The organism is Roseateles sp. (assembly GCF_019237615.1).
Classification (GTDB): domain Bacteria; phylum Pseudomonadota; class Gammaproteobacteria; order Burkholderiales; family Burkholderiaceae_C; genus Pelomonas.
The window spans coordinates 44,438-69,751 of the sequence record NZ_JAFAGT010000082.1 but is presented as its reverse complement, the minus strand read 5'-3'; the positions used below and the strand labels follow the sequence as shown (position 1 = coordinate 69,751).

The window sequence follows — 25,314 nt, the reverse complement described above, 5'->3', positions numbered from 1 at the left end:
AGCCGCGACACCGAACTCAGCCACTGCTTCAATTCCTTCGCGTCCATCGCCAGCTCCAGCGGCCCTCCACATGGGGCTCGTGCGACCAGTCTGGTGGCCGGCTGGCTCAGGGCGTGAGCCTGTCACTAACTAACGATCAAAGAGCCTGCCGCTGCGCATTGAACTGCTACGTAGGGACGTCAGGGACGGCAACTATCGCTCTGGAACCTGAGCTTCAGGCGGCAATTGGACAGCTTGGTCTGACTTTGGAACTTGACGTTTGGGTCAGCTGAATCCTGGCGCGGCCAGCCGTCAACATGTCGGCGCCCCTTCATCGAGGGGGCAATGGCGTCGTGCACAACCTGCTCGACGCAGCCCCAAGCCGATGACGCGCTCGCCGCTCTCCAGGACGTCGCAAGAGGATGGCCCGCGCACCGCGCTGCGCCCGGCCGGAAACTTCAGTTCTGAAGATGGCGCCGTGCTTGCACGGCCTGGCCCAGCTCGATGACGGCCAGCGCGTAATAGGCCGACCAGTTGTAGCGCGTGACGACCCAGAAGTTCTGCGTGCCCAGCAGCACGGTGGTCGGCTTCTTGGGGCCGTTCTGCAGCTCGATGACGGCCAGCAGGCCCCGGTGCTCGCGCGCCGACTCGGCGGGCTCGGCACCTGCCGCGACAAGGTCGGCGATCGTGAAGCTGGGCTTGATGTCGGGCGCCAGCAGCCGCGCTCGCTCGCGGCGGTCGGCGGGTAGCCTGACGTCGTAATGCGTGGCCAGGGCGGGCTGCCAGCCGTACTCGGCGAGGTAATGGGCCACGCTGCCGATGGCGTCGTCGGCACTGGTGATCAGGTCGATGCGGCCGTCGCCGTCGAAGTCCACTGCGTGCTTGCGCCAGCTGCCCGGCATGAACTGCGGCAGGCCCAGCGCGCCGGCATAGCTGCCGCGCACCTCGGCGGCATCAAGGCCGTTCTCGCGGCAGAGCTTGAGGAACTCGGCCAGTTCACCGCGGAAGAAAGCCTGGCGCTCGGCCGCGCGCGGATGCTCGGTGGGAAAGTCGAAGGCCAGCGTGGCCAGCGCGTCCAGCACCTTGAAGCCGCCGGTGATGCGGCCGTAGAAGGTCTCGACACCGAGGATGCCGACGATGACGGCGGCCGGCACGCCATAGGTGGCCTCGGCGCGCGCCAGGGCCGCCTCGTGCTCGGCCCAGAAGGCCACGCCGGCGTCAAGGCGCTTGGGCTCGATGAAGCGGTCGCGGTAGGCCGCCCAGTTCTTGGCCGTTCCGGCAGCGGCGGGCAGGATGAGCTGGCGCACGCGCGGCAGGTCCAGGGCCTGGCCCAGCTGCTCGCGCAGGGCCGCGGCGTCCCAGCCCTGTGCCGTGGCCAGCTCGTCGGCAAACGCGACGAGCGCGGGACGGGGGCCCAGGGGCTGGGGAGGTTGTGCGGGCTTGGCATGGTGGGGCTTGGCCTGGGCCGCGGCGAGGCACAGGCTCAGCAGCAGGGCGGCGCAGACATGCAGGCGGGCTGTCATTGAATCTTGAAACGGAGCTCTTGCTCGATGATGTGGTCGCCCGCGCAGTCATAGCTGGCGAGCATGCGCAGCAGCAGGGCCTGGAAGAAGGCCTGTGCGCGCGGTTCCATATTGCCCGAGACGAGGCGGATGTCGGCCACGGTCGCCATGCCGGCCTGGAATTCCACGACCATGCGGAAGGTGGCGTCGCCGGTCCAGTTCACGGCCGGCAGCTCGGGCTTGTCCATGCGGGAGCATGGCACGGCGTCGCGTGGGTCGGCAGGCGGTGGCGCATCCGCGCGTGGCAGCAAGGCCTTGGGCCAGCGCTGTTGCCACGCGTCCTGCGTCCCGGTGCCGGCCAGCATCGGGCCGGGGCGCGGCGCGAAGGGCAGGCGGGCCGAGGCGTCTGCCATGCTGCGCATGAACTGCTCCAGGCGCTCGTAGGTATGGGTCGAGAGCGCCCCATAGAGGTCGCCGCCGGCCGCCAGGCCCTGGCGCAAGGCCGCGTCGGCACCGGGACATTGGGCCAGCCAGGCGGTCCGGGCCGCGGCCATGTCGGCGCGGGCGCCGGCGTCCAGCAACTGGCGGGCGATGCGCTCGAAGCGGGTGCCGCTGCCGTCGCGGAAATAGGCGATGCGTTGGGCGTAGGGCCGCAGGAGCGGCAGCCGTTCGCGTGCGTACATCTGCGGATGACAGGCGATCAGCGTCACTGGCCGGGCGGACTGGCTCAAGGCCCAGGCCGTCGCACCGAAGCGATCGCTGTCGTCGACGCGGGCGCGCACGCCGGCATCGGTCAGCAATGCCTCGACGACGTCGGCATAGCCGTTGATGGCGGCTTCCATCAGCGGCGTGCGGCCATAGGCGTCGGTTTCGGTCAGGCCGGGGTCGGCGGGGCGTTCCAGGATGAGGCGGCGTAGCTGCAGGGCCACGTTGACCTCGGCCTCGCGCTGGCGCGTCCATTGGCGGCTGTCGTCGGCGCGGGTGTCCAGGCCCAGCTGGGCAATCAGCTGGCGCGGCGACTGCGCCTGGGTGGTTGCGCCGGCCAGGCCCAGCGCCAGCAGCGAGAGGATGAGGCGGATGGTTCTCACGCCCGCAGCATACGTGCGGCTGCGCGGAGCTCGCCCCAGGCCGGCTCTGGTGCGTCGGGGGCGTAGCGCGAACGCTCCAGCTTCTCCAGCCATTGCGCGGCAGGCTCCGTCGGCGGGCCCAGTTGGCGGCGCAGTGCCCGCGCCCAGGCCGCGGGGCTTTCGTGTGCCGGGAGCGCGACGCCCGCCCGGCCCAGCAGCACGGCGATGCGCGCGCGCTGTCGACTCCAGGCATCGTGCGGCCGGCTGCTCCAGCGTATCCAGGCGGCGCCGGCCCCGGCCAGCAACAGGATGACGCCGGCCACGGCCTGGCCCAGGGCCGTCCAGTCGGGGTTCTCGAAGCCCAGCTTCTTCAGCAGGTCGAACTGGTTCTGGCGCGAGTAGTTGAGCACCAGCTGCTGCCAGCGGTTGTTGAGCGTCTCCCAACCGCCGCGCATGGCCCGCCACAGCGTCGGGTTGAGCTGGCCCAGCACGCCGGGCTGGGGCCGCAGCGCCATGCCCTGGATGACGCGGTTGGGCGAGACCGCGGCGGTGGGGTCGCTGCGCAGCCAGCCCTTGCCAGCGACCCAGTACTCGGCCCAGGCATGGGCGTTGGCGTTGCGCACGACGTAGTAGCCGTCCTGCAGCTCGGCGTCCCAGCCCTGGAAGCCGGTGACGATGCGCGCCGGCACGTCCATGGCGCGCATCAGCACGACGAAGGCGGACGCGAAGTGCTCGCAGAAGCCCAGGCGCCGGTCCAGCCAGAACTCGTCGATGACATGCGGGGAGGCTTCTCCGTAGCGGCCGGGGGTCAGGGTGTAGATGAAGTCCTGGCTGCGCACATGGGCCAGCAAGGCCGCAGCCAGTTGTTCCGCGCGCGGCCCCGGCGCCAGGCCGGCAAAGCGCGGCTGGGCGGCGAGCTCCGCGGCCCAGGCCAGCGCGCGCGGGTTGGCGCCGGCGGGCAGGTCCAGGTCGGCGGCGAGCTGCAGGCGGTTGCGGCGCTCGCCGGCGTGCCAGGCCGGGTAGGCGCTGACGTTGAGGCGCAGCCGCTCGGTGATGGGGCGTGGCGAGAGCCATTGCAGCTCGGGGCCGCGGACGAAGGTGAGGTCGGTCAGCGCCAGTTCGCTGCCGACGCCGCCGGGGCTCATCTCCAGCAGCGGCAGCACCGGGATGCGCAGCGGCTCCAGCGTCATCTCGTAGCGCAGCGCCGGGCCGGCGGTGGCGAGGTCGTCGCGGCCGCGCAGCCAGTTCTGGCCGGGGCGGGTGTCGGCGGCGCGCCAGGTCTTGCCGTCGAAGCGCGTCAGCACCGGGCCGCGGAAGTAGCGCTGGTCGGGCGGTGGCGGCGGGCCATCGAACTTCAGCCGCATCGCGATGCTGTCGTCGTTGGCGATCTCGTTCATTGCGCCGAACTCGAGCTGGTTGGACAGGCCGGTCTTGCCTATGGCCTCGGTCGGCACGCCCCACAGCGGCGCGATGCGCGGGAACAGCACGAACAGCAGCACCATGACGGGCAGGCCCAGCGCCGTCGTGCTGGCGGCGTGGCGCGCGGCGATGGCGATGCTGGGCACCCCCTGGATTTCGGTGGACGGCATCTGCGCCAGCACCACCGCGGCCAGCAGCGCCCACAGCGACAGCAGCGACCAGACGGCCGTCGGCAGCGACTGCGAGTACAGGAACTGCGCCAGCACGAGGAAGAAGCCGAGGAAGAACACGACGAAGGCGTCGCGCCGCGCGCGCAACTCCAGCGTCTTCAGCGCCATCAGCATGACGAGCAGCGTGATGCCGGCCTCGCGGCCGATGAGGGTGCGAAAGCTCAGCCAGGTCAGGCCTGTATAGAGGACGACGATGACCAGCAGCCACCAGCGGCCGGGCAGGGGGCGCTGGCGCCCCGCCAGCGCCCCGCGCCAGCCCAGCACGACGGCGGTCAGCGCCGTGCTCCACCAGGGCAGGTGATCGGCGTGCGGTGCGATGACGGCGGTGATGACGCCGAGCAGGAAGAAGCTGTCGCGCGCGTCGCGCGGCAGGCGGCCCCACCAGGCCAGGACGGCCGTCATGAACCGAACCCCGCGAGCGTTTCCAGGCAGGCCTGCTGGTGCGCAGCGCCCAGCGACGGCGCGATCTCGTGGCTTGCCAGGCGCAGGCCATAGGGCTGGCCCAGCCGCTCGGCGGCCAGCACCCACGCGCTCAGTCTGGAGAGGCGCGCCTCGACGTCGCGGCCGTGGGTGTCGCGCCAGTCCAGCCACAGGTCGCGGGCCAGCGGCGCCTCGGTCTCGCGCACCCACAGCGGCAGGCCCTGGTCCAGCGCCAGTGTCGACTTGCGCCACAGGATCTGCTTCATCGAGTCGCCGCGGCGGTAGCTGCGCACGCCGGAGAAGTCCGTGCCGCTGGCCGCCTGACGCGTGGATGCGGCCTCGCCGGCATCGCCTTCGGCCTGGGGCGGGAAGGGCGCCGGCACGTCCTCGGGCCGTGGATAGACCCAGACCTTGGCGGCAGGCCGCCAGTAGCTCCAGGCGCGGAAGAAGCCCAGCGGGAAGCGCGTCGTGACGACGAGCCGGGGCAGCTCGCGCAGGCCGCGCCGCACCGCCGGCAGGCGCAGCTTCAGCACGGCGTGGCCCAACGCGGGCACGTCCACCCAGGCCGGCTCGGTGGCGCCACCGTCCAGCCGGGCACTGACGGCGATGCCGAAGCGGGCGCGGCCCGGGTTGTGCAGGCGCAGCTCCAGCGCGTACTCGTCGCCGGCATGCACGCCGTCAGGCGGCCGCAGATCCATCTGCAGGCCGCGCAGGTTGGCGTGGGTGGTGTGCATGGAGGCCAGGCCTGCGCCGGTCAGTGCGAAGGTGAGGGCATAGCCCAGGCTGAGCTGCTCGTTGATGCTGGCCAGCAGCAGCACGCCCAGCGTGCCGCAGAAGGCCAGGCCGGCCCAGGTGGGCACGATGTAGACGTTGCGCTGCGTCGTCTGGTGGGTGTCGGCCGGCGGCTGGCGCGCCTGCCACCAGCGCTGCCAACGGGCGCGGGTGGCGGCGATCACGGCAGCGGCAGCGCCTCGATCATGGCCCGCACCTGCTCGCGCGCGCCGCGACCGGCGCCGGCGCGCGGCAGCAGGCGGTGGGCGATGGTCTGCGGCAGGATGGCCTGCACGTCGTCGGGCGACACATAGTCGCGCCCCTGCAGGAGCGCGCGGGCCCGTGCTGCGCGCAGCACGGCCAGGCCAGCGCGCGGCGACAGGCCCTCGACGAACCACTGGCCGGAACGCGTCGCGGCAATCAGCGCCTGCAAGTAGTCCAGCAGCGGCGGCGCGGCGTGAATCGCACGGGCGGCGGCCTGCGCCTGGGTGAGCTCGGCCGGCGTCATGACGGGCCGCAGCGCGCGCAACTGCTCGCGGCTGTCCTGGCCCATCAGCAACTCGCGCTCGGCGGCAGCGTCGGGGTAGCCCAGCGAGATGCACATCAGGAAGCGGTCCAGCTGCGATTCGGGCAGCGGGAAGGTGCCCAACTGCTCGCTGGGGTTCTGCGTCGCGATGACGAAGAAGGGCTGCGGCAGCGGGTGGCTGACGCCCTCGATGCTGACCTGATGCTCCTCCATCGCCTCCAGCAGCGCGCTCTGCGTCTTGGGGCCGGCGCGGTTGATCTCGTCGGCCAGCAGCACCTGGGCGAACACCGGGCCGGGGTGGAAGGCGAAACCCTGGCGCTCGCGCTCGTAGACGGAGACGCCCAGCAGGTCGCTGGGCAGCAGGTCGGCCGTGAACTGCAGGCGCGAGAATTTCAGGCCCAGCGAGATGGCCAGCGCATGGGCCAGCGTGGTCTTGCCGACGCCGGGCAGGTCTTCGATGAGCAGGTGGCCGCCGGCCACGAGGCAGGCCAGGGCGTCGGCGATCTGCGCGGGTTTGCCCTTGATGACCGTGCTAATCTGGTTTTGCAGGGCCTGCAGCTGCCCCGCCAGCGTTCGTGATTGCGTCATGGGGCTGACCATATCAAGAGACATGCCCACCGCCTATTTCAACCCTCCCGAATGCCGCCGCCACGAGATGGGCGAGGGCCATCCCGAATGCCCCGAGCGGCTGGCCGCCATCGACGACTGGCTGATCGGCTCGGGCCTGAGCCAGGCGCTGACCTATGTCGACGCCGGGCCCGTGGACCTGCAGGACGTGGAGCTGGCCCACACGCACGGCTATGTCGCCGAGATCGGCGCGCTGCTGCGCGGCTGTGCCGAGACGGGCGGGCGCTGCGCCCTGGACCCCGACACCTCGGCCAATGCCCACACCTGGTCCGCCGCGCTGCATGCGGCGGGCGCCGCGGTGCGGGCGACCGACCTCGTCATCGACGGCGGTGCCGACAACGCCTTCTGCGCCGTGCGCCCGCCCGGCCACCATGCAACGCGCGACCAGGCGATGGGCTTTTGCTTCTTCAACAACGTGGCGATCGCGGCGCGCCATGCGTTGGACCGGCGTGGCCTCAAGCGCGTGGCCATCGTGGACTTCGACGTCCACCACGGCAACGGCACCGAGGACATCATCGCGGGCGACGACCGCGTGCTGATGGTCAGCCTGTTCCAGCACCCGCTCTACCCCTACAGCGGCGCCGTGCCCAAGGGCAGCAACATGGTCAACGTGCCGCTGCCGGCCTACACGCGCGGCGCCGAGGTACGCGAGATCATCGAGGCGATGTGGCTGCCGGCGCTGGAGCGCTTCAAGCCGCAGATGATCTTCATCTCCGCCGGCTTCGACGCCCATCGCGACGACGAGCTGGGCCAGCTGGGCCTGGTCGAGGCGGACTACGAATGGATCACGCTGAGGGTGAAGGCCATCGCCGACCGCCATGCCCAGGGCCGCATCGTCTCCGTGCTGGAGGGCGGCTACGACCTGCACGCGCTGTCACGCAGCGTGGGCGTGCACCTGCGCGCCCTGGCAGACCTTTGAAGAATCATGCAAGAACCCTTTGATCTGAAAGAACTCCAGGCGCTCCTGAACCGCATCTTCAGCGTCTCCGCGCTGGGCGAATGGGCCGTGCTGCTGGGCTGCCTGCTGCTGGCCGGCGGCGTGACGTGGGCGTTGTCGCGCGCCACCCAGCGGCGCCGCTTCGGCGTACTGTTCGGCCGGCGCGTCATCGACGGCGCGCTGTTCCCGCTGCTGGCCCTGGGCCTGGCGCTGCTGGCCCGCCGGCTGCTGCCGGTGCTGGGCATCGCACCGGCGCTGTTCAAGCTGGTGCTGCCGCTGCTGGTGTCGCTGGCCGTCATCCGCTTCGTGGCCCGGGTGCTGGCCGCGGCGTGGCCGGACTCGGCCCTCATCAAGAGCGTGGAGCGCGTGGGCTCGTGGCTCATCTGGATAGGCGCCGTGCTGTGGGCGACCGGGCTGCTGCCGCTGGTGCTGGATGGCATGGACGACATCGGCTGGAAGGTCGGCAACGTCAAGCTGACGCTGCGCAATCTCGTCGAGGGCGGGCTCACGGCCGCCGTCGTGCTGGTGCTGGCGCTGTGGCTGTCGTCCACCATCGAGGCCCGGCTGCTGCGGCGCGAATCGCTGGACATGTCGATGCGCAAGATCGCCGCCAATGCGGTGCGTGCGCTGCTGCTCTTCATCGGCCTGCTGTTCGCGCTGTCGGCCGCCGGCATCGACCTGACGGCGCTGGGCGTGCTGGGCGGCGCCCTGGGCGTGGGCCTGGGTTTCGGCCTGCAGAAGCTGGCGGCCAACTACGTCAGCGGCTTCGTCATCCTGGCCGAGCGCTCCCTGCGCATCGGCGACATGGTCAAGGTGGACGGCTTCGAGGGCCGCGTCACCGACATCAAGACGCGCTACACGGTGATCCGCTCCCTGGGCGGCAAGGAAGCCATCGTGCCCAACGAGATGCTGATCACGCAGCGCGTGGAGAACTCGTCGCTGGCCGACCCGCGCGTGCTGCTGTCGACCGTGGTGCAGGTCAGCTACGACTGCGAGGTCGAGGCCGTCATGCAGGCGCTGGCGGCGGCCGTCGCCGAGGTGCCGCGCGTGCTGCGAGAGCCCGGCCCTTCGGTGCAGCTTAGCCAGTTCCAGGCCGACGGCCTGGAGCTGACGGTCTATTTCTGGATCACGGACCCCGAGAACGGCGCCGGCGGCGTGCGCTCGGCGGCGAACCTGGCGGTCCTGCGCACGCTCAAGGGTCTCGGCGTGGACATTCCCTACCCGCAGCGGGTCATGCACCAGGTGGCCCGCCCACCCGTCGAGGTGCTGCAGCCGCGTTGATTTGGCCGGCGTGCAAAATATTCCCGCGCCGCCAGTTTTCGCTCCCGAGGGTAGAGCCGACCCCGTCCTAGGATGGTTAGGTTTGACCAATCAAAAGGGGGGATCCATGGGCTTCATGCGGCGGGTGATGCTGGCGCAACTGGTGCCGGCGGGGCTGGTGGCCTTGCTGGGGGTGTTCGTGCTGCTGGGCACGTCGAGCATGGAGGCGCGGCTGAACGACTACTTCAGCCGGCAGGATGCGCTGGCCGGCCAGGTGGTGGAGATGTACGCCCAAGGACTGCAGATGGGGCAGGCACTGCGCAACGTCGCGCTGGACCCCAGCAACAAGAAGGCCTACGAGAACCTGGAGAACGCCGGCCGGGACTACGACAAGGCCGCACTGGCCGCCGCGTCGGCCGCCAATCCGGCCGAGAAGCAGCAGCTCGAGGCGATGGCCGGCATGCGCGCCAGGCTGGCCCAGGTGCAGTCGGACGTCGCGAAGCTGGCGGCGCAGGATGGTGCCGCCGCGATCGAGATGCTGAACAAGCAGGAGACGCCGGCCTGGCGCGAGCTGCGTGGCGTGCTGCTGGAGCTGAAGAAGACCAGCATCGCCGAAAAGGAGAGGGCGCGCGCCGAGGCCGGTGCCGCGATGGCGAAGGCGCGCTGGTGGGTGCTCATCATCGTCGTGGCCTGCCTGGCCGTCTGCGCCGTCCTGCTGCAGCAGCTGCGCGCAGTACTGCGCCGCGAGCTTGGCGGCGACCCGGCCGTTGCGCGCCAGATGCTGGAGCGCGTGGCCGAGGGCGACCTGCTGACCGAGGCGCCGGTGGCGCCGGGCGACCAGCACAGCATGATGTCGGCGCTGGCCCGCACGCAGCAGGCGCTGCGCGCGCTGGTGGCGGACGTGAGCCAGAGCGCCCAGGCCATCACGGGCGCGACCGGCGAGATCGCGGCCGGCAACCAGGACCTGTCCAACCGCACCGAGCAGCAGGCCGGCAGCCTGCAGGAGACTGCCGCGTCGATGGAGCAACTGGCCTCGACCGTGCGCCTGAATGCCGACTCGGCCGCCGAGGCCAGCAAGCTGGCCCGGGAGGCCAGTGATCTCGCCGCGGACGGCGGCGCGGTGGTGGGCCAGGTCGTCCAGACCATGGACGCCATCAGCGGCCAGGGCCGCAAGATCGCCGACATCACGTCCGTCATCGACGGCATCGCCTTCCAGACCAACATCCTGGCGCTGAACGCGGCCGTCGAGGCGGCCCGCGCGGGCGAGCAGGGACGGGGCTTCGCCGTCGTCGCCAGCGAAGTGCGTTCGCTGGCCCAACGCAGCGCCGAAGCGGCGCGCGAGATCAAGCAGCTGATCGCCGAGAACATCGAGAAGATCTCGGGTGGCAGCCAGCAGGTCGAGCAGGCCGGCCAGACCATGGCCGACCTGGTGCGCCAGGTGCAGCGTGTCAGCAGCCTGATCGGCGAGATCTCCACGGCCACCCGCGAGCAGAGCGGCGGCCTGGGTCAGGTCAGCGAGGCCATGGGCCGGCTGGACGAGGTGACGCAGCAGAACGCCGCCCTCGTCGAGGAAAGCACGGCCGCGGCCATGAGCCTCAACGAGCAGGCCTCGCGGCTGGAGGGGCTGGTGGGCGTGTTCCGCGTGCGCTGATCAGAAGTCCGCGTCCAGCACCACGCGGTAGCGCGCCTTGCCGCTGCGCAGGCGCTCCAGTGCGTCGTTGACGCGGCTCATGGGGAAGCGCTCCACCTGCGGCAGGATCTGGTGGCGGGCCGAGAAGTCCAGCATCGTCGCCAGCACCGAGGGGGGCGGCGTGGGCGAGGCCGACAGGCTCTTCTGCCACGAGAGCAGGCCGCCGCTCTTCAGGCTCAGCGCGTCGGTGACGACGCCCACCAGGTGCATGCGTCCCTTGGGCGCCAGCGTGGCCAGCAGCGCATCCCAGTTCAGCGCGGCACCCACCGTGATGAGCAGGAAGTCCAGGCTGCCGGCCGCGGCCTTCAGCTCGGCCTTGTCGACGCTGGAGACGGTCTTGTGCGCGCCCAGGGCCAGCGCTTCGTCGCGCTTGGACGGCGACGATGTGAAGGCCGTCACCTCGCAACCCCAGGCGCGCGCGAACTTGACGGCCAGGTGGCCCAGGCCGCCGATGCCGACGACGCCCACGCGGTCGGTCGGCTTGACGGCATGCAGCATGAAGGGCAGGAAGACCGTGCCGCCGCCGCACATCAGCGGGCCGGCGGCGGCCGGGTCCAATGCGTCGGGCAGCGGGATGGCCCAGCTCCAGTGCGCGCGCAGCCGGTCGGCGAAGCCGCCGTGGCGGCCGATCAGCGTCGGCTGGCGCTTGCCGCACAGGTGCTGCTCGCCGCCCAGGCAGAAGTTGCAATGCGTGCAGCTGCCGGCGTGCCAGCCCACGCCGACGCGCTGGCCGAGCTGACGGCCCTTCGCGCGCGGCCCCAGCGCGGTGATGCGGCCGACCACCTCATGGCCCGGCACGACGGGGTAGCTCGCCGGGAACCACTCGCTGTCGATCATGGCGAGGTCGGAGTGGCAGATGCCGCAATGCTCGACGCTGATCTCGACGTCCTCCTCGCCCAGCGGGCCGGGGTCGAAGTCGAAGCGTTCGAGCGGGCCGCCGGCGGAGTGGGCGGCGTAGGCGCGGATGTGGGTCATGGGGGTGTCCTCGGGTGATGGGCCTACGGGCGTGGATGAGCCTTGAAGAACTGCCAGATCGTGTTCGGCGCGTCGACCTCGGCGTGCGGCCAGAGGTGGCCCATGCTGTCGATGCGCAGCAGCCGCACGTCGGCGCCGCCGCTGCAGCCTGCATAGCCCAGGGTCTGCAGCGGACCGGGACGTTCCTGCTGCACCAGCTTGGGCTGGCAGCGGTTGTGCGAGGCCCAGCCGGCCAGGGCCTCCGGCACGCTCTCCACCCATTCGCCGCCGCGGTCGGCATGGCCCTCGTAGGGGTTGGTGGGGTCGGCCAGGCCGTGGATGGCGAGCACGGGCAGGGCGCGGCCCGGGCAGGGGCCGCTCCAGCGCAGCCCGCCGACCGGCGCGATCGCCGCGATGCGGTCGTTCAGCCGGCAGCCCAGCAGCGAGGCCATGCGCCCGCCGCCGGAAAAGCCCGTGGCGTACACCCGGGCCGGGTCTATGCAGACGCGCGCGGCGACGTGGGCGATGGCGTCGGCCACGTACCGTACATCGTCCGGGCGGCCGCTCACCACCGGCACGTTCCAGCGCGAGTCCTCGCCCTGCAGCGTGGCGACGGCGAAGCCCTCGCGCACCGCCAGTGCCTCGAAGCCGCTCTTCGCGGCGCGTCCCGTGGCGTTGCCGCCCGTGCCGTGCATGTCCAGCACAAGCGGCAGCGGTGTCGCCTCGGTGGTGGGGGGCACGAACAGGCGGTAGCTGCGCGCCAGGCCGCCCGAGGTCAGCTCGCGCATCTCGCCGCCGACCGGGGCGAGCGAGCAGGCGGCGGATGGTGTCTGGGCCTGTGTCAGGGCTGGCAGGGCAGACAGCGAGAGCAGCAAGGCGAGGGCTGGGAGCGGGCGCACGGATCCTCCAGGGGCCGCCAGCTTACCGCTGCGGTGCCGACGGCCGCGGCGTCAGGCGACGTCGTGTGCGTAGACGATGAAGCCCAGGTGCTGCGCGACCTGGTCGTACAGCGCGCGGCCCGCGGCGTTGGTGGTCTGGGTCTGCCAGTAGACGCGTTTCACGCCCGCCTCGCGCGCTGCTGCGTAGACCGCTTCGATCAAGGCCCGGCCCGCGCCGCGACCGCGTGCCGGCGGGGCGGTGAACAGATCCTGCAGATAGCAGGTCGGCTCGATGCGCGTGGTGCTGCGGTGGTAGAGGTAGTGGACGAGACCGAGCAGAGTGCCATGCTCATCGACCGCGACGAGGGCATGCACCGGTTCGCCGGCGTCGAAGAAGCGCGCCCAGGTCGACTCGGTAATCCGGGCAGGGAGCGCAGTCTCGCCCTCGCGACCGTAGAAAGCGTTGTAGCCGTCCCAGAGCGGCTGCCAGGCTGCGCGGTCGGTGGGCTGGATCGGGCGGACTTGGATCATGTCGGGTGGTCGTGATGACCACCCGATTGTGCGGTGTCCTCAGGCCGTAGCGACCGGGATGCCGACGGGCTTGCCCGAGGCAATGCGCTGCTTCCAGTCCGCCGGGCCCGTGATGTGGGCGCTGGTGCCGCTGGCGTCCACGGCTACCGTGACCGGCATGTCGACGACGTCGAACTCGTAGATGGCTTCCATGCCCAGGTCCGCGAAGCCGACCACCTTGGCGCCCTTGATGGCCTTGCTGACCAGGTAGGCCGCGCCGCCCACGGCCATCAGGTAGGCGCTCTTGTGGTTCTTGATCGACTCGATGGCGACCGGGCCGCGCTCGGCCTTGCCGACCATCGCGATGAGGCCGGTCTTGGCCAGCATCATGTCGGTGAACTTGTCCATGCGCGTGGCGGTGGTGGGGCCGGCCGGGCCGACGACCTCGTCGCGCACCGGGTCCACGGGGCCGACGTAGTAGATGACGCGGTTGGTGAAGTCCACCGGCAGCGGCTCGCCCTTCGCCAGCATGTCCTGGATGCGCTTGTGGGCGGCGTCGCGGCCCGTCAGCATCTTGCCGTTCAGCAGCAGCGTGTCGCCGGGCTTCCAGCTGGCGACCTCGGCCGGCGTCAGCGCGTTCAGATCGACGCGGCGGCTCTTGTTGTAGTCGGGCGCCCAGTTCACGTCGGGCCACAGGTCCAGACTGGGCGGCTCGATGTAGCTGGGGCCCGAGCCGTCCAGCACGAAGTGCGCGTGGCGCGTGGCCGCGCAGTTCGGGATCATCGCGATGGGCTTGCTGGCGGCGTGCGTCGGGAAGGTCTTGATCTTCACGTCCAGCACAGTGGTCAGGCCGCCCAGACCCTGCGCGCCTATGCCCAGCGCGTTGACCTTCTCGTACAGCTCGATGCGCAGTTCCTCCAGCTTGTTCTGCGGGCCGCGCTGCAGCAGCTCGTACATGTCGATGTCTTCCATCAGCGCCTGCTTGGCCAGCAGCGCGGCCTTCTCGGCCGTGCCGCCCACGCCTATGCCCAGCATGCCGGGCGGGCACCAGCCGGCGCCCATGGTCGGCACGGTCTTGAGCACCCAGTCGACGATGTCGTCGCTGGGGTTGAGCATGTAGACCTTGCTCTTGTTCTCCGAGCCGCCGCCCTTGGCCGCGACGATGACGTCCACCGTGTTGCCGGGCACCACCTCCATCTGCACGACGGCGGGCGTGTTGTCCTTGGTGTTCTTGCGGGCGAAGATGGGGTCGTCCAGCACGCTGGCGCGCAGCTTGTTGTCGGGGTTGAGGTAGCCCTGGCGCACGCCTTCGTTGATGGCGTCCTCGATGCTGCCGCTGAAGCCTTCCCAGCGGACGTCCATGCCGATCTTCAGGAAGACGTTGACGATGCCGGTGTCCTGGCAGATCGGGCGGCGGCCTTCGGCGCACATGCGGCTGTTGGTGAGGATCTGCGCGATCGCGTCCTTGGCCGCCGGGGAGGCCTCGGTCTCATAGGCGCGGGCGAGGTGGGCGATGTAGTCGGCCGGGTGGTAGTACGAGATGTACTGCAGAGCGGCAGCGATGCTGTCGACGAGGTCGACCTGGCGGATCGTGGTCATGGCATGCGGGTATAGCTTCGGGCGGCCAGGATTATCCCGCAGGCGCCAAACCCGGCCTATTCTGTCAGTGCTGTTTTGAAGTTAGTGGCTGCGTCTGCGCCGGCGCGCGGAGATGCAGGCGCCACCCAGTGTCAGCGCTGCCAGCAGAGAGGAGTCAGGCTCCGGCGGGCCGCCGGGGGCCAAGGCTGCTTCGACGACCACGCTGTCGAGGAACGCGAAACCGACGTCGTCGCGGAACGTGAAGCTGATCGACGTCGCAGCGGAGGAGGCCATCAGCTGGAAGTCGTAGCGGACGTAGGCGTTGCTGGCGGCCATGTCCACGAGGCTGAGCTCGGCAGCACCTCCATCCCAGTTGAAATCCGCCGACGAAGGCCTGCCGCCGTCGAAGAACAACCAGAAGCTGATGTGGTGGAGGCTGCCCGCGGAGGAGGACAAGGTCAGCGAGATGCCGCTCGTGCTGCGTATGGGGCCGAAGTAGCCGGCGCAGCCGCCGCTTTGCACGATCGTCGACGGGCCTGGGCAGACACGCCGTTGCAGAGGGTGTTGCCGACCGCGGTCCAGCCGCTCAGGTTGTCGCTCTCGAAGCGGCCGTTGACGACGAGGTTGGCACGGGCCGTGCCGCCAAGAAGCGCGCCTGCGGCGATGCAAAGTGCGTGAACTGCACGGCGGAGCTGAGCCATGCAACCTCCCTGTCTGTTGGCCGGACGCTGCACGCCCGGAAGGCCACGGAGGCAGGCGCAAGGTCCGTGCCGCCTCTCGGTGCACAGAAAAACTGTTGCGAATCAAGCGTTTGGGCTTCCGGCCCAGGCGCCGCGCCGGAGAGCTGTAAAGAATGCCGACGCGCCATGTCGGCGCCGCGGCCGGGTTCGCACCGGTAGCGGCCGTGGGATGGCAGTGGGTGCCCCCCATGGCACAGAAAGGTTCTCTGGCGTCACTATGCTGGCAGCGGCTTCAGACTAGGACATCCGCATCATGAGTACCCGCATCGAGCGTGACACCTTCGGCCCCATTGAGGTGCCGGCCGACAAGCTGTGGGGGGCGCAGACGCAGCGCTCGCTGCAGAACTTCGACATCTCCGGCGAGCGCCAGTCGCCCGAGCTGATCCGGGCGCTGGCCCGCGTCAAGCGCGCGTCGGCCGTCGTCAACCATGCGCTGGGGCTCCAGGACGCGAGGAAGACCGATGCCATCGTGGCGGCGGCCGACGAGGTCATCGCCGGCCGGCATGCGGACGAGTTCCCGCTCGTCGTCTGGCAGACCGGCTCGGGCACGCAGACCAACATGAACGTCAACGAGGTGCTGGCCAACCGCGCCAGTGAGCTGCTGGGCGGCGAGCGCGGCGAGGGGCGGCTGGTGCATCCCAACGACGACGTGAACCGCAGCCAGAGCAGCAACGACGTCTTCCCGACCGCCATGCATGTGGCGGCCGTGCAGGCGCTGCAGGAGCGCCTGCTGCCGTCGCTGCGTGCGCTGCGAGGGACGCTGCAGGCCAAGGCCGAGGCATTTGACGGCATCGTCAAGATCGGCCGCACCCATCTGCAGGACGCGACGCCGCTGACGCTGGGCCAGGAGATCTCGGGCTGGGTCGCGCAACTGGCGCAGGGCGAGCGCCATGTGCTGGCGGCGCTGCCGCATTTGTGTGAGCTGGCCCTGGGCGGCACGGCCGTTGGCACGGGGCTGAACGCGCCCAAGGGCTATGCGCAGGCTGTCGCGGCGGAGCTGGCGCGGCTGACCGGCCATTCCTTCGTGACGGCGCCCAACAAGTTCGAGGCCATGGCCTCCTGCGACGCACTGGTCCATGCCCATGGCGCGCTGAAGACGCTGGCCGCGAGCATGACCAAGATCGCAAACGACGTGCGCTGGCTGGCCAGCGGCCCGCGCAGCGGCATTGGCGAACTCAGCATCCCGGAGAACGAGCCGGGCTCGTCCATCATGCCCGGCAAGGTCAACCCGACGCAGAGCGAGGCGGTGACCATGCTGGCCGCCCAGGTGATGGGCAACGACGTGGCCATCAACATCGGCGGCGCGTCCGGCAACTTCGAGCTGAACGTGTTCCGCCCCATGGTCATCCACAACTTCCTGCAGAGCGTGCGGCTGCTGGCGGACGGCATTGCCAGCTTCGACAAGCATTGCGCCGTCGGCATCGAGCCCAACAAAGGCCGCATCGAGGAGCTGGTGGACCGCTCGCTGATGCTGGTCACCGCGCTCAACACCCACATCGGCTACGACAAGGCCGCGCAGATCGCGAAGAAGGCGCACAAGGAAGGCACCAGCCTGCGCGAGGCCGCGCTGGCGCTGGGCCACGTGACGGCCGAGCAGTTCGACGCCTGGGTGGTGCCGGCGCAGATGGTGGGGCGCTAGACCGGGCGCCCGGGCTTCAGTGGTCGTGCGCGTCGGCCAGCAGCTTGTCCGTGTAGGCGATGGCCATGGCCGACAGAAGGAAGGCGATGTGGATGATGGTCTGCCACATCAGCGTCTTCTCGTCGTAGTTGGCCGCGTTGATGAAGGTCTTCAGCAGGTGGATGGAGCTGATGCCGATGATGGCCGTGCCCAGCTTGACCTTGAGCACCGACGCGTTCACGTGGCTCAGCCACTCGGGCTGGTCGCGGTGGCCCTCCAGGTCCATGCGTGACACGAAAGTCTCGTAGCCGCCTACGATGACCATGATCAGCAGGTTGGAGATCATGACCACGTCGATCAGGCCCAGCACAACCAGCATCAGGATGGTCTCGTTGAGCTTGTCGGGCACGGCCTCGGCGCGGTAGCCGATGCTCTTGACCAGCAGTTCCAGTGCATGCGCGTCGCCGAACGCTGCCTCGATCAGATGCAGAAGCTCGGTCCAGAACTGGAACACGTAGATGGCCTGGCCCAGGATCAGCCCCAGGTAGAGCGGCAACTGCAGCCAGCGGCTGGCAAAGATCAGGCGGGGCAGGGGGCGCAGGCGGGGATCATTGGGCATGGGCGGGGGCGGACGTGCAGCAGAATGGCGCGGAATTCTAGGAGGCACGGATGACGGCTCGTCAGGGCATCGTCAGTCGCCCGAAGCACAGTCCGCGCCAAGCCAATCGAGGAGACACAGTCATGAGCACGCTGAACACCTATCCGCCCAGCCCCGAGTGGGTGGCCAACGCCCATGTGAAGGGCGAGGCCGGCTACGCTGCGCTGGTGGCGGAGGCCGAGAAGGATTACGCCGGCTACTGGGCCCGCCTGGCCCGCGAGCTGCTGAGCTGGCAGACGCCGTTCACGAAGACGCTCGATGACAGCGACGCGCCCTTCTTCAAGTGGTTCGAGGACGGCAGGCTCAACGTCTCCTACAACTGCCTGGACCGCCATGTCGAGGCGGGCAAGGGAGAGAAGACGGCGCTGATCTTCGAGGCCGACGACGGCACGGTCACGAACGTGAGCTATGCAGGGCTGCTGGACCAGGTCAGCCAGCTGGCCAATGCGCTGAAGGCGCGCGGCATCCAGAAGGGCGACCGCGTCGTCATCTACATGCCCATGTCGGTCGAGGGCGTCGTGGCCATGCAGGCCTGTGCCCGCATCGGCGCCACGCATTCGGTCGTGTTCGGCGGCTTCTCGGCCCAGAGCCTGCGCGACCGCGTGCAGGACGCCGGCGCCGTGGCGCTGATCTGCGCCGACGAGCAGTTGCGCGGTGGCAAGGCCTTGCCGCTGAAGGCCATCGTCGACGAGGCGCTGGAGGGCGGTTCCTGCCCGACGCTGCGCGACGTCGTCGTCTACAAGCGCACCGGCGGCAAGATCGGTTGGGTGGAGGGCCGCGACCTGTGGCTGCACGACCTGATGGCGGCCGAGTCCACCCATTGCCCGCCCGAGTGGGTGGAGGCCGAGCATCCGCTGTTCCTGCTCTACACCTCCGGCTCCACCGGCAAGCCCAAGGGGGTGCAGCACAGCAGCGGCGGCTATCTGCTGCATGCGGCGCTGACCACCAAGTGGACCTTCGACCTGAAGGACAGCGACGTCTTCTGGTGCACGGCCGACATCGGCTGGGTCACGGGCCACAGCTACATCACCTATGGCCCGCTGGCGCTGGGTGGTACCGAGATCGTCTTCGAGGGCGTGCCGACCTATCCAGACGCCGGCCGCTTCTGGCAGATGATCCAGAAGCACAAGGTCACGATCTTCTACACGGCGCCCACGGCCATTCGCTCGCTGATCAAGGCGGCCGAGACCAATGCCGCCGTGCACCCCAGGAACTACGACCTCTCGTCCCTGCGCCTGCTGGGTTCGGTGGGCGAGCCCATCAACCCCGCGGCCTGGGAGTGGTACCACGAACATGTGGGCGGCCGCCGCTGCCCCATCGTCGACACCTTCTGGCAGACCGAGACCGGCGGCCACATGATCACGCCGCTTCCCGGCGTGACGACTCTGGTGCCGGGCTCCTGCACGCTGCCCTTCCCGGGTATCACGGCGGCCATCGTCGACGAGATGGGCAACGACGTGCCCAACGGCCAGGGCGGCATCCTGGTCGTCAAGAAGCCCTGGCCGTCGATGATCCGCACCATCTACGGCGACCCCGAGCGCTTCAGGAAGAGCTACTACCCGGCCGAGCTCAAGGGCTACTACCTGGCCGGTGACGGCGCGATCCGCGACGCGGAGACCGGCTACTTCACGATCACGGGCCGCATCGACGACGTGCTCAACGTGTCCGGCCACCGCATGGGCACGATGGAGATCGAGTCGGCCCTGGTCGGCTGCACCGACCTGGTGGCCGAGGCCGCGGTGGTGGGGCGTCCGGACGACACGACCGGCGAGGCCATCTGTGCCTTCGTGGTGCTGAAGCGCCCGCGCCCCAGCGGCGACGAGGCCAAGGCCATCGCCAAGCAACTGCGCGACCACGTGGCCAAGGAGATCGGTCCCATCGCCAAGCCCAAGGACATCCGCTTCGGCGACAACCTGCCCAAGACCCGCTCCGGCAAGATCATGCGGCGGCTGCTGCGTTCGGTGGCCAAGGGCGAATCGGTCACGCAGGACACGTCGACACTGGAGAATCCGGCGATCCTCGAACAGCTGGGCCAGGCCTACTGAGCGGGGCGCAGGGCAGGGCTCGCGTCCTGCCCGGGCTCTTGCGTCAGCAGCCGTCGATCCGGTGCCCTTGCACGCGCTGGCTCTGGGCGTCGACGACGAAGCGCACCGTGCATGAGAACCTGGATCGCCCCGTGCCGGGGTCGGTGGGCATCGCACGGGTGAACGCATAGAGGGTCTTGCCGTCGGGGCCTGGCGTCACGGCGCCGGGCTTGCCGAGCTTGCTCAGCAGCTCGCTCAACGGCGCGCCCTGCCAGCGGTCCAGCGAGCGGTCGAAGTCGCTGCGGCGCTGCCTGTCGGCCTGAGCGACCGCGGCGGGAGAGGTGGGAGCCGGCACCTGCGACGCGCAGCCCGCCGTCAGCAGCACCAGGGCAAGCCATGCGTGCATGCCCGAGATCAGTTTGGTCCTGTCCACCCGCACGGCGGCTCCCTCCTTGGATCGATGAAGAGGTCAGCGTAGCGGCCTTGGCGCGGGTGAACGTGGCGAGATGTAGGTTCGGCAGCTCAGTCGATGGGCAGCGAGAGCAGGACCTTGCCGACACGGCGGTCGCTGGCCGAGGTCAGCCCAGCGCCTATGCCAAAGCTTGCCTCCAGGGGGCCGACCCGGGTGTCCATAACGAGCAGTGCCAACTGGTTCCTGTCGCGGCCGGGCCGCAGGTGCGAGGCTTCACCGGCCTCAGCGAAATACTCCATGCCCAGGTTCAGGCCGGGCCGCAGCCGATACGACAGCTTGGCCGAGGGTTCGAATTCCACCGCCCGATCGTTTCCGGTGAGGGCGGCAGTGAATCCGGGGTTGAACGTCAGATGCCAGAGGCCGCCGCGCCAGCCGAGGATGGGGCGCAGTTCGGTAGCCCAGAAGGCCTCGTCGCCGCGCGGGCGGTTGCGCCCCAGTTCGACCCGGCCTCCCCAATAGAAACCGCTGTCCTCGTCATGGTCGGCCACGAAGGTCAGCTCCAGGTTGGCGCCATGACCATGCCAGCTTCCGCTCACACGCGATACCGGTAGTTGCAGACTCAGCTCCCAGCGCCGCGTGAGCCCGAAGGACAGCTCGGCCAGGCCCTGGAGCGCCGTCGCGGCGCGAACGCCGGCGGGGCGCGCCCAGCTGGCCTGCATCTCGATGCCGAGTTCGCCGGCCTCGGTCAGCTCGTTGGTCAGGACGCGGAAATCGGTGGGGGCCGCCGACGCCGGGCCCAGGGCGAGCGCGAGCAGGCAGATTGCCGGGAGCCGGCGCATCAGGAGCGTGTTCATGTCGTGTCTGCAACTGGAGGCGCCTGGCGCGGCGCCGAAACGGCGACAGGCCCCGCAGGGCCTGTCCGAGTCATGTGGAGACGGGCTTACTTGACCGTCAGGACCCACTTGGCCAGCGTCTCGGCCTCGGCCGGGCTGACCTGCGGATTGGCGGGCATCGGCACCGGGCCCCAGGTACCGGAGCCGCCCTTCTGGATCTTCTCCGCCAGCTTCTTGTAGGCGTCCTTGTCCTTGGCGTACTTGGCGGCCACATCCTTGTAGGCGGGGCCGACGAGCTTCTTGTCCAGCGCATGGCAGGCCATGCAGTTCTTCTTCTGCGCCAACTCCTGGTTGGCGAAGGCGGTGGGGGCGATCAGTGCGAGGCTGAGGATCAGGACATGCTTCATGCTTACCTTTCGGGGCGGTGGACTACAGTGGTCGCAAAGATACCTGAAATACCTGAAGGAGAGCCCGCATGGGTTTCGTATTGATCGGCGTGCTCTTGGTCGTGCTGCGCCTGGGCGGCTGGGTGCAGTTCCACAAGGACGACTTCTGGGCCTGGGTCATCGTGCTGTCGCCCTTTGCGCTGGCCGCGCTATGGTGGACCTGGGCCGATGCGTCGGGCCGCACCCAGCGCAAGGCCATGCAGGCGCTGGACGAGCGCAAGGCCGCGCGTCGCGAGCAGCAGATGGAGGCCCTGGGCCAGATCAAGCCCGGCGCGAAGAAGAAGCGCTGACGTGAGCGCGTGATGCGGGCGCCGGGTGCGGCGCGCCATGCCTGAAGTCACGCCGGGAAAACCCAGGCATCGGCGGCCGGGCCCGGCGCGTTCAATGCACGCCCTTCAGGAGACCTCTCACATGCATCTGCGTTTGCTCCCCCTCACGCTGGCCCTGTGTGCCGGCGCCGCCCAGGCCGATCTGCTCAAAGACCCGCAATGGCAGGCCTGGCTGGATGCCGGCAAGACCGCCGAACTGGGCCGGGCCGCCCAGGCCCGCGCCAAGGCGCAGCCGGACGATGATCAGGCCGCCGTCGCGCTGGCCCTGGTCGCCATCGACGACAACGACGCCGCGCGCCTGGAGGCCAGCCTGCCCGCGCTGCAGGCCTGCGCCGACAAGCGCCCGCAGGCCATCTGCAGCTATGCGCTGGGTCGCGTCTACGGCCAGCAGGCGATCACGGCCAGCGTCTTCAAGATGCCCGGCCTGGCCAGCCGGACCAAGGAGAATTTCGTCAAGGCCGTGGAGCAGGATCCGCTGCTTTTCGAGGCGCGCAGCGCGCTGGCCCAGTTCTACCTGATCGCGCCGGGCTTTGCCGGCGGCAGCGTGGCCAAGGCCAGGGAACTGGCCGCCGAGGCCCAGGCCCGCCAGCCCGAGCAGGCCAAGCTGGTGCGCTTTCTCGTCGCGGCCCAGGACAAGGACTGGAGCGGTGCCGAACGCGAACTGGCCGGCGTCAAGGCCGGCGAGGACCGTGCGCTGCAGCGCGAACTGCGCAACGGCTGGATGCGCCTGGGCGCGGAGTTGATGGAGCAGAAGTCCTTCGCCAAGGCCAGGACGGTCTTCGAGACGGTGCAGCGCGACAGCCCACAGCATGCCGCGGGCCCCTACGGCCTGGCCCGCGTCGCGATTGAAACCCAGCAGCCTGACGAGGCGCTGCGGCTGCTGGAGCGTTGCCGCGCGCTGGAGGGGGCCGACCGCTACCCGCTGGACCAGCGCCTGGGCCAGGCCCTGATCGCCAAGGGCGACAAGGCCGGCGCCAAGGCCGCGCTGGAGCGCTTCATGCAGAACAAGCGTGCCAACCCGCGCAACCTCGAGGATGCGAAGAAGCTGCTGGCCAGCCTGGCCTGAGCCGGCGCGGGGAGGACGGCAGGGGCGCTGGCTATGATGCGCCCGCTTCCGCTACTCCCCTGAGCCATGCTGGTTCATCCACAGTTCGATCCCATCGCCGTCAAGATCGGCCCGCTGGCCGTGCATTGGTACGGCATCACCTATCTGATCGCCTTCGGCCTGTTCCTGTGGCTGGCCGGCCGCCGCGTGCGCATGCCCCAGCATGCGGCCGTGGGCTGGACGAGGCAGGATGTCGACGACGTGCTCTTTTACGGCGTGCTCGGCGTCGTGCTGGGCGGGCGGCTGGGCTACTGCTTCTTCTACAAGCCCGACTACTACCTCCAGCACCTGCCGGAGATCCTGGAGGTCTGGAAGGGCGGCATGTCCTTCCACGGCGGCCTGCTCGGCGTGCTGCTGGGCCTGTGGCTGTTCGGCCGCAAGCGCGGGCGCAGCTTCTTCGAGGTGTCGGACCTGATCGCGCCTTGCGTGCCGTTGGGCATCATGGCCGTGCGCCTGGGCAACTTCATCAACGGCGAGCTGTGGGGCCGGCCGGCGCCGGCCGATCTGCCCTGGGCCATGGTCTTCCCGCAGGCCAACGATGGCGGCATCGCGCGCCATCCGTCGCAGCTCTACCAGGCGGCGGGCGAGGGCCTGCTGCTCTTCATCGTGCTATGGCTGTACGCCCGCAAGCCGCGCGCGACCGGGCAGATCTCCGGCGTCTTCATGATGGGCTATGGCGTGCTGCGCTTCGTGGCAGAGTACTTCCGCGAGCCCGACGATTTCCTTGGCCTGCGCGCGCTGAACTGGAGCCAGGGCCAGTGGCTGAGCCTGCCGATGATCCTGGCCGGCGCGGCGATCTTCGCGTGGGCCACGCGACGCAACCAGAGGCCGGCATGAGACAGGTCTTCTTCGACACCGAGACCACCGGCCTGGAGGCCGACAAGGGCGACCGCGTCATCGAGATCGGCTGCGTCGAGATGGTCAACCGCCAGCTCACCGGCAACAACCTGCACCTCTACATCAACCCCGAGCGCGCCAGCCACGAGGATGCGCTCAGGGTGCACGGGCTGACCGAAGCCTTCCTGTCGGACAAGCCCAAGTTCGCCGAGATCGTCGACCAGCTGCTGGCCTTCCTGGCCGGCGCCGAGCTGGTCATCCACAACGCGCCTTTCGACATCGGCTTCGTCAATGCCGAGCTGAAGCGCCTGAAGCGCGGCGTGCTGACGGACCATGTCGCCGGCGTGCGCGACACGCTGTTGATGGCGCGCGACCTGTTCCCCGGCAAGGCCAACTCGCTGGACGCGCTGTGTCGCCGCCTCGAGGTGGACAACACCAAGCGCGTGCTGCACGGCGCGCTGCTTGACGCCGAGCTGCTGGCGGACGTCTACATCCGCCTGACGCGCGGCCAGGACGCACTGCTGATGGACGACCACGGCGACACGGCCGGCGGCGAGGGCCATGCGGCGGTCGAGGCCGTGGACCTGAGCCGTTTCGAGCTGCCCGTGCTGCCTGCCAGCGAGGCTGAAGCGGCGGCGCATGCCAAGCTGCTCGTCGACCTGGACAAGGCCGCGGGCGGCACTTGCAAATGGCGTTCGCTGGAACCCGCGAAAGCCGTGGCATAATCGTGGGCTTCCCGGAAGTCGGGCGCATTCAGGGCGGTTAGCTCAGCGGTAGAGCACTGCCTTCACACGGCAGGGGTCGCAGGTTCGAACCCTGCACCGCCCACCAAAGTTCCTTGTGGATCAAGGCACTGCGGTGAATCTCTGAATGCCAAGACGACGGGTAGACCCAAGCGGTCTTTGATTGGGCGGTTAGCTCAGGGGTAGAGCACCACATTCACACTGTGGGGGTCGCAGGTTCGAAACCTGCACCGCCCACCAATCAGGCCCCTCAGAACCCGGCGCAACGCCGGGTTTGTCGTTTCTGCGCAGCAAGCGCCCTGCGGTCGCAGCGAACACTGCCTGGCAACCTCCGAGTAGGGCTGCCATAGGCGCCCCGGCTCCATGGCGCGGGTGGTGAGGCCTGCTGATGCGACGGGCGCGCACAGCCCTGATTCGCGCAGGCAGCCTGTCACATTGACGCAAGACCCGCGAGCCGGTCATGCGATCAAGCTGGTCGGCATGTGACCGGTATCCCGAGACTCGCTTCGTTCAATTCCTCGTCATGGCGGCGGTCTGACCGAGTCTGGCGTCAGGGTTGCTGCCGAACTGACGAGAGGCGTACAAAAAGAGAGAGGGCGGCTGATTCCGTACAAGTTTCTCTATCCGTCGGAGGAAAAGCCTGTGGTCCGGAGCATTGGATACGATTTCTTGGCATCTGCCCTCGACACCGGTGCGTTTCTAATCGAGCGTCCCGAAATGGCGGAACCGGTATCGACGCCCCGGCTCCGGCCGGGTTTGTTGTTTCTGGACTACCCGTGAGCAGTCGTGACGGCCCCGCGGGCCCGCGGGTCGGGGCATCGCGATGGGGTTCGGCTGCGAAAGCAGCTTGCGCTGGTCAGCAGGCCGGCCCGCGGCCCGGGTGAGCCTCTTCCGTGCGTGACAGCGTCGCCTTGAGCCTGACAAGAGCATCCCTGGTGCCACGTTGGCGCGACATGATGCGCTTCAGTGCATCGTCCGGCTCATGCGGGAACGCTCCCAGCGTCGTGTCCAGCGCGGCGATCCAGCCGACAAGGCAGCTGTCGATCAGTCGGTAGGCATTGATGCGGTCGTCGGGTTTGGCGCCGACGAAGCCACCCAGCAACTGCCCGATGGGGAAGCCGGCCAGCGCGGGTGCCAGCTGCTCCAACTCGTGAAGCAGCGGGCCGTCCGAAGGGGCGGGTGGGGGGAGCACCTTTGCGTCGTCCAAGGTCTCGTCCGTGG

At 69.5% G+C, this 25,314-nt stretch carries 24 protein-coding genes and 2 tRNA genes; 11 read left to right on the top strand and 15 right to left on the bottom strand.

Annotation, left to right across the window (positions count from 1 at the left end):
* Nucleotides 1–437 precede the first annotated feature (437 nt).
* Genes mltB through JOY88_RS16355 form a run of 5 tightly spaced genes read right to left on the bottom strand, consistent with a single transcriptional unit; the run spans nt 438 to nt 6,502 of the window.
* The gene (mltB, locus tag JOY88_RS16375) at nt 438–1,502 is read right to left on the bottom strand and encodes a lytic murein transglycosylase B (protein ID WP_293503701.1); all 1,065 of its coding nucleotides are present in this window, start codon (nt 1,500–1,502) and stop codon (nt 438–440) included.
* Entirely contained in the window at nt 1,499–2,569 is a 1,071-nt protein-coding gene (locus JOY88_RS16370) for an ankyrin repeat domain-containing protein (RefSeq protein ID WP_293503700.1), read from the bottom strand. The genes mltB and JOY88_RS16370 overlap by 4 nt, the downstream gene beginning before the upstream one ends.
* On the bottom strand, nt 2,566–4,599 hold the full coding sequence (locus JOY88_RS16365; protein ID WP_293503699.1) for a transglutaminase TgpA family protein: 2,034 nt from the start codon (nt 4,597–4,599) through the stop codon (nt 2,566–2,568). Before JOY88_RS16365 ends, JOY88_RS16370 begins: the two co-directional genes overlap by 4 nt.
* Entirely contained in the window at nt 4,596–5,573 is a 978-nt protein-coding gene (locus tag JOY88_RS16360) for a DUF58 domain-containing protein (RefSeq protein ID WP_293503698.1), read from the bottom strand. Before JOY88_RS16360 ends, JOY88_RS16365 begins: the two co-directional genes overlap by 4 nt.
* On the bottom strand, nt 5,570–6,502 hold the full coding sequence (locus JOY88_RS16355; RefSeq protein WP_293503697.1) for an AAA family ATPase: 933 nt from the start codon (nt 6,500–6,502) through the stop codon (nt 5,570–5,572). The genes JOY88_RS16360 and JOY88_RS16355 overlap by 4 nt, the downstream gene beginning before the upstream one ends.
* 22 nt (nt 6,503–6,524) lie before the next feature.
* Here JOY88_RS16355 and JOY88_RS16350 point away from each other — a divergent pair, with 22 nt between their 5' ends.
* The 3 genes from JOY88_RS16350 (at nt 6,525) to JOY88_RS16340 (ending at nt 10,389) form a co-directional block, all read left to right on the top strand.
* Nucleotides 6,525–7,460, top strand: coding sequence for a histone deacetylase family protein (locus tag JOY88_RS16350; protein WP_293503696.1), 936 nt, complete (start codon nt 6,525–6,527; stop codon nt 7,458–7,460).
* Nucleotides 7,461–7,466: 6 nt separating this feature from the next.
* Entirely contained in the window at nt 7,467–8,759 is a 1,293-nt protein-coding gene (locus JOY88_RS16345; protein ID WP_293503695.1) for a mechanosensitive ion channel family protein, read from the top strand.
* A 106-nt stretch (nt 8,760–8,865) separates the two neighbouring features.
* A complete protein-coding gene (locus JOY88_RS16340; RefSeq protein WP_293503694.1) occupies nt 8,866–10,389 on the top strand; it encodes a methyl-accepting chemotaxis protein in 1,524 nt (507 codons plus the stop codon).
* Here the strand turns inward: JOY88_RS16340 and ahr are convergent, their stop codons facing one another.
* From ahr to JOY88_RS16315, 5 genes are all read right to left on the bottom strand, one after another.
* Nucleotides 10,390–11,403, bottom strand: a complete 1,014-nt coding sequence (gene ahr, locus JOY88_RS16335) for an NADPH-dependent aldehyde reductase Ahr (protein WP_293503693.1) — start codon at nt 11,401–11,403, stop codon at nt 10,390–10,392. It lies immediately after the preceding gene.
* A gap of 23 nt (nt 11,404–11,426) precedes the next feature.
* Nucleotides 11,427–12,281, bottom strand: coding sequence for a CE1 family esterase (locus JOY88_RS16330; RefSeq protein WP_293503692.1), 855 nt, complete (start codon nt 12,279–12,281; stop codon nt 11,427–11,429).
* A gap of 51 nt (nt 12,282–12,332) precedes the next feature.
* Entirely contained in the window at nt 12,333–12,791 is a 459-nt protein-coding gene (locus JOY88_RS16325) for a GNAT family N-acetyltransferase (RefSeq protein WP_293503691.1), read from the bottom strand.
* A 39-nt stretch (nt 12,792–12,830) separates the two neighbouring features.
* Nucleotides 12,831–14,369, bottom strand: a complete 1,539-nt coding sequence (locus JOY88_RS16320; RefSeq protein ID WP_293503690.1) for a fumarate hydratase — start codon at nt 14,367–14,369, stop codon at nt 12,831–12,833.
* Nucleotides 14,370–14,450: 81 nt separating this feature from the next.
* Complete coding sequence (locus tag JOY88_RS16315; protein WP_293503689.1) at nt 14,451–14,870, bottom strand: hypothetical protein; 420 nt, start codon at nt 14,868–14,870, stop codon at nt 14,451–14,453.
* 471 nt (nt 14,871–15,341) lie between these two features.
* Between JOY88_RS16315 and fumC the strand changes: the two genes are divergently transcribed.
* Nucleotides 15,342–16,727 carry a class II fumarate hydratase gene (gene fumC, locus JOY88_RS16310; protein WP_293503688.1) on the top strand — a complete coding sequence of 462 codons (1,386 nt, stop codon included), beginning with the start codon at nt 15,342–15,344 and terminating at the stop codon, nt 16,725–16,727.
* Between the two features lie 16 nt (nt 16,728–16,743).
* Here the strand turns inward: fumC and JOY88_RS16305 are convergent, their stop codons facing one another.
* Nucleotides 16,744–17,325, bottom strand: coding sequence for a TIGR00645 family protein (locus tag JOY88_RS16305; protein WP_293503687.1), 582 nt, complete (start codon nt 17,323–17,325; stop codon nt 16,744–16,746).
* 122 nt (nt 17,326–17,447) lie between these two features.
* Between JOY88_RS16305 and acs the strand changes: the two genes are divergently transcribed.
* Nucleotides 17,448–19,409: an acetate--CoA ligase gene (gene acs, locus JOY88_RS16300; protein ID WP_293503686.1), complete on the top strand. Its 1,962-nt coding sequence runs from the start codon at nt 17,448–17,450 to the stop codon at nt 19,407–19,409.
* A 43-nt stretch (nt 19,410–19,452) separates the two neighbouring features.
* Here the strand turns inward: acs and JOY88_RS16295 are convergent, their stop codons facing one another.
* The 3 genes from JOY88_RS16295 to JOY88_RS16285 form a co-directional block, all read right to left on the bottom strand.
* A complete protein-coding gene (locus JOY88_RS16295) occupies nt 19,453–19,794 on the bottom strand; it encodes a hypothetical protein (RefSeq protein WP_293503685.1) in 342 nt (113 codons plus the stop codon).
* A 116-nt stretch (nt 19,795–19,910) separates the two neighbouring features.
* Nucleotides 19,911–20,654 carry a hypothetical protein gene (locus tag JOY88_RS16290; protein WP_293503684.1) on the bottom strand — a complete coding sequence of 248 codons (744 nt, stop codon included), beginning with the start codon at nt 20,652–20,654 and terminating at the stop codon, nt 19,911–19,913.
* An 86-nt stretch (nt 20,655–20,740) separates the two neighbouring features.
* On the bottom strand, nt 20,741–21,040 hold the full coding sequence (locus tag JOY88_RS16285) for a c-type cytochrome (protein ID WP_293503683.1): 300 nt from the start codon (nt 21,038–21,040) through the stop codon (nt 20,741–20,743).
* Nucleotides 21,041–21,108: 68 nt separating this feature from the next.
* Between JOY88_RS16285 and JOY88_RS16280 the strand changes: the two genes are divergently transcribed.
* The 6 genes from JOY88_RS16280 (at nt 21,109) to JOY88_RS16255 (ending at nt 24,333) form a co-directional block, all read left to right on the top strand.
* The gene (locus JOY88_RS16280; RefSeq protein ID WP_293503682.1) at nt 21,109–21,369 is read left to right on the top strand and encodes a TIGR04438 family Trp-rich protein; all 261 of its coding nucleotides are present in this window, start codon (nt 21,109–21,111) and stop codon (nt 21,367–21,369) included.
* Between the two features lie 121 nt (nt 21,370–21,490).
* A complete protein-coding gene (locus JOY88_RS16275) occupies nt 21,491–22,474 on the top strand; it encodes a tetratricopeptide repeat protein (protein ID WP_293503681.1) in 984 nt (327 codons plus the stop codon).
* Nucleotides 22,475–22,540: 66 nt separating this feature from the next.
* Nucleotides 22,541–23,350, top strand: coding sequence for a prolipoprotein diacylglyceryl transferase (gene lgt, locus JOY88_RS16270; RefSeq protein ID WP_293503680.1), 810 nt, complete (start codon nt 22,541–22,543; stop codon nt 23,348–23,350).
* The gene (gene dnaQ, locus JOY88_RS16265) at nt 23,347–24,075 is read left to right on the top strand and encodes a DNA polymerase III subunit epsilon (protein ID WP_293503679.1); all 729 of its coding nucleotides are present in this window, start codon (nt 23,347–23,349) and stop codon (nt 24,073–24,075) included. Before lgt ends, dnaQ begins: the two co-directional genes overlap by 4 nt.
* 31 nt (nt 24,076–24,106) lie before the next feature.
* Nucleotides 24,107–24,181 (top strand) — tRNA-Val (locus tag JOY88_RS16260).
* Between the two features lie 77 nt (nt 24,182–24,258).
* A tRNA-Val gene (locus JOY88_RS16255) sits at nt 24,259–24,333 on the top strand.
* 616 nt (nt 24,334–24,949) lie between these two features.
* On the opposite strand, the gene JOY88_RS16250 is transcribed toward JOY88_RS16255, so the two are convergent.
* Nucleotides 24,950–25,300: a hypothetical protein gene (locus JOY88_RS16250; RefSeq protein WP_293503678.1), complete on the bottom strand. Its 351-nt coding sequence runs from the start codon at nt 25,298–25,300 to the stop codon at nt 24,950–24,952.
* Nucleotides 25,301–25,314: the final 14 nt, after the last annotated feature.

What these genes read in the sequence shown, in the direction of transcription:
- mltB (WP_293503701.1), bottom strand. Translation starts at nt 1,502, where the DNA reads ATGACAGCCCGCCTGCATGTCTGCGCCGCCCTGCTGCTGAGCCTGTGC.
- JOY88_RS16365 (WP_293503699.1), bottom strand. Translation starts at nt 4,599, where the DNA reads ATGACGGCCGTCCTGGCCTGGTGGGGCCGCCTGCCGCGCGACGCGCGC.
- JOY88_RS16355 (WP_293503697.1), bottom strand. Translation starts at nt 6,502, where the DNA reads ATGACGCAATCACGAACGCTGGCGGGGCAGCTGCAGGCCCTGCAAAAC.
- JOY88_RS16350 (WP_293503696.1), top strand. Translation starts at nt 6,525, where the DNA reads ATGCCCACCGCCTATTTCAACCCTCCCGAATGCCGCCGCCACGAGATG.
- JOY88_RS16345 (WP_293503695.1), top strand. Translation starts at nt 7,467, where the DNA reads ATGCAAGAACCCTTTGATCTGAAAGAACTCCAGGCGCTCCTGAACCGC.
- JOY88_RS16340 (WP_293503694.1), top strand. Translation starts at nt 8,866, where the DNA reads ATGGGCTTCATGCGGCGGGTGATGCTGGCGCAACTGGTGCCGGCGGGG.
- ahr (WP_293503693.1), bottom strand. Translation starts at nt 11,403, where the DNA reads ATGACCCACATCCGCGCCTACGCCGCCCACTCCGCCGGCGGCCCGCTC.
- JOY88_RS16325 (WP_293503691.1), bottom strand. Translation starts at nt 12,791, where the DNA reads ATGATCCAAGTCCGCCCGATCCAGCCCACCGACCGCGCAGCCTGGCAG.
- JOY88_RS16320 (WP_293503690.1), bottom strand. Translation starts at nt 14,369, where the DNA reads ATGACCACGATCCGCCAGGTCGACCTCGTCGACAGCATCGCTGCCGCT.
- fumC (WP_293503688.1), top strand. Translation starts at nt 15,342, where the DNA reads ATGAGTACCCGCATCGAGCGTGACACCTTCGGCCCCATTGAGGTGCCG.
- JOY88_RS16305 (WP_293503687.1), bottom strand. Translation starts at nt 17,325, where the DNA reads ATGCCCAATGATCCCCGCCTGCGCCCCCTGCCCCGCCTGATCTTTGCC.
- acs (WP_293503686.1), top strand. Translation starts at nt 17,448, where the DNA reads ATGAGCACGCTGAACACCTATCCGCCCAGCCCCGAGTGGGTGGCCAAC.
- JOY88_RS16295 (WP_293503685.1), bottom strand. Translation starts at nt 19,794, where the DNA reads ATGCACGCATGGCTTGCCCTGGTGCTGCTGACGGCGGGCTGCGCGTCG.
- JOY88_RS16290 (WP_293503684.1), bottom strand. Translation starts at nt 20,654, where the DNA reads ATGAACACGCTCCTGATGCGCCGGCTCCCGGCAATCTGCCTGCTCGCG.
- JOY88_RS16285 (WP_293503683.1), bottom strand. Translation starts at nt 21,040, where the DNA reads ATGAAGCATGTCCTGATCCTCAGCCTCGCACTGATCGCCCCCACCGCC.
- JOY88_RS16280 (WP_293503682.1), top strand. Translation starts at nt 21,109, where the DNA reads ATGGGTTTCGTATTGATCGGCGTGCTCTTGGTCGTGCTGCGCCTGGGC.
- JOY88_RS16275 (WP_293503681.1), top strand. Translation starts at nt 21,491, where the DNA reads ATGCATCTGCGTTTGCTCCCCCTCACGCTGGCCCTGTGTGCCGGCGCC.
- lgt (WP_293503680.1), top strand. Translation starts at nt 22,541, where the DNA reads ATGCTGGTTCATCCACAGTTCGATCCCATCGCCGTCAAGATCGGCCCG.
- dnaQ (WP_293503679.1), top strand. Translation starts at nt 23,347, where the DNA reads ATGAGACAGGTCTTCTTCGACACCGAGACCACCGGCCTGGAGGCCGAC.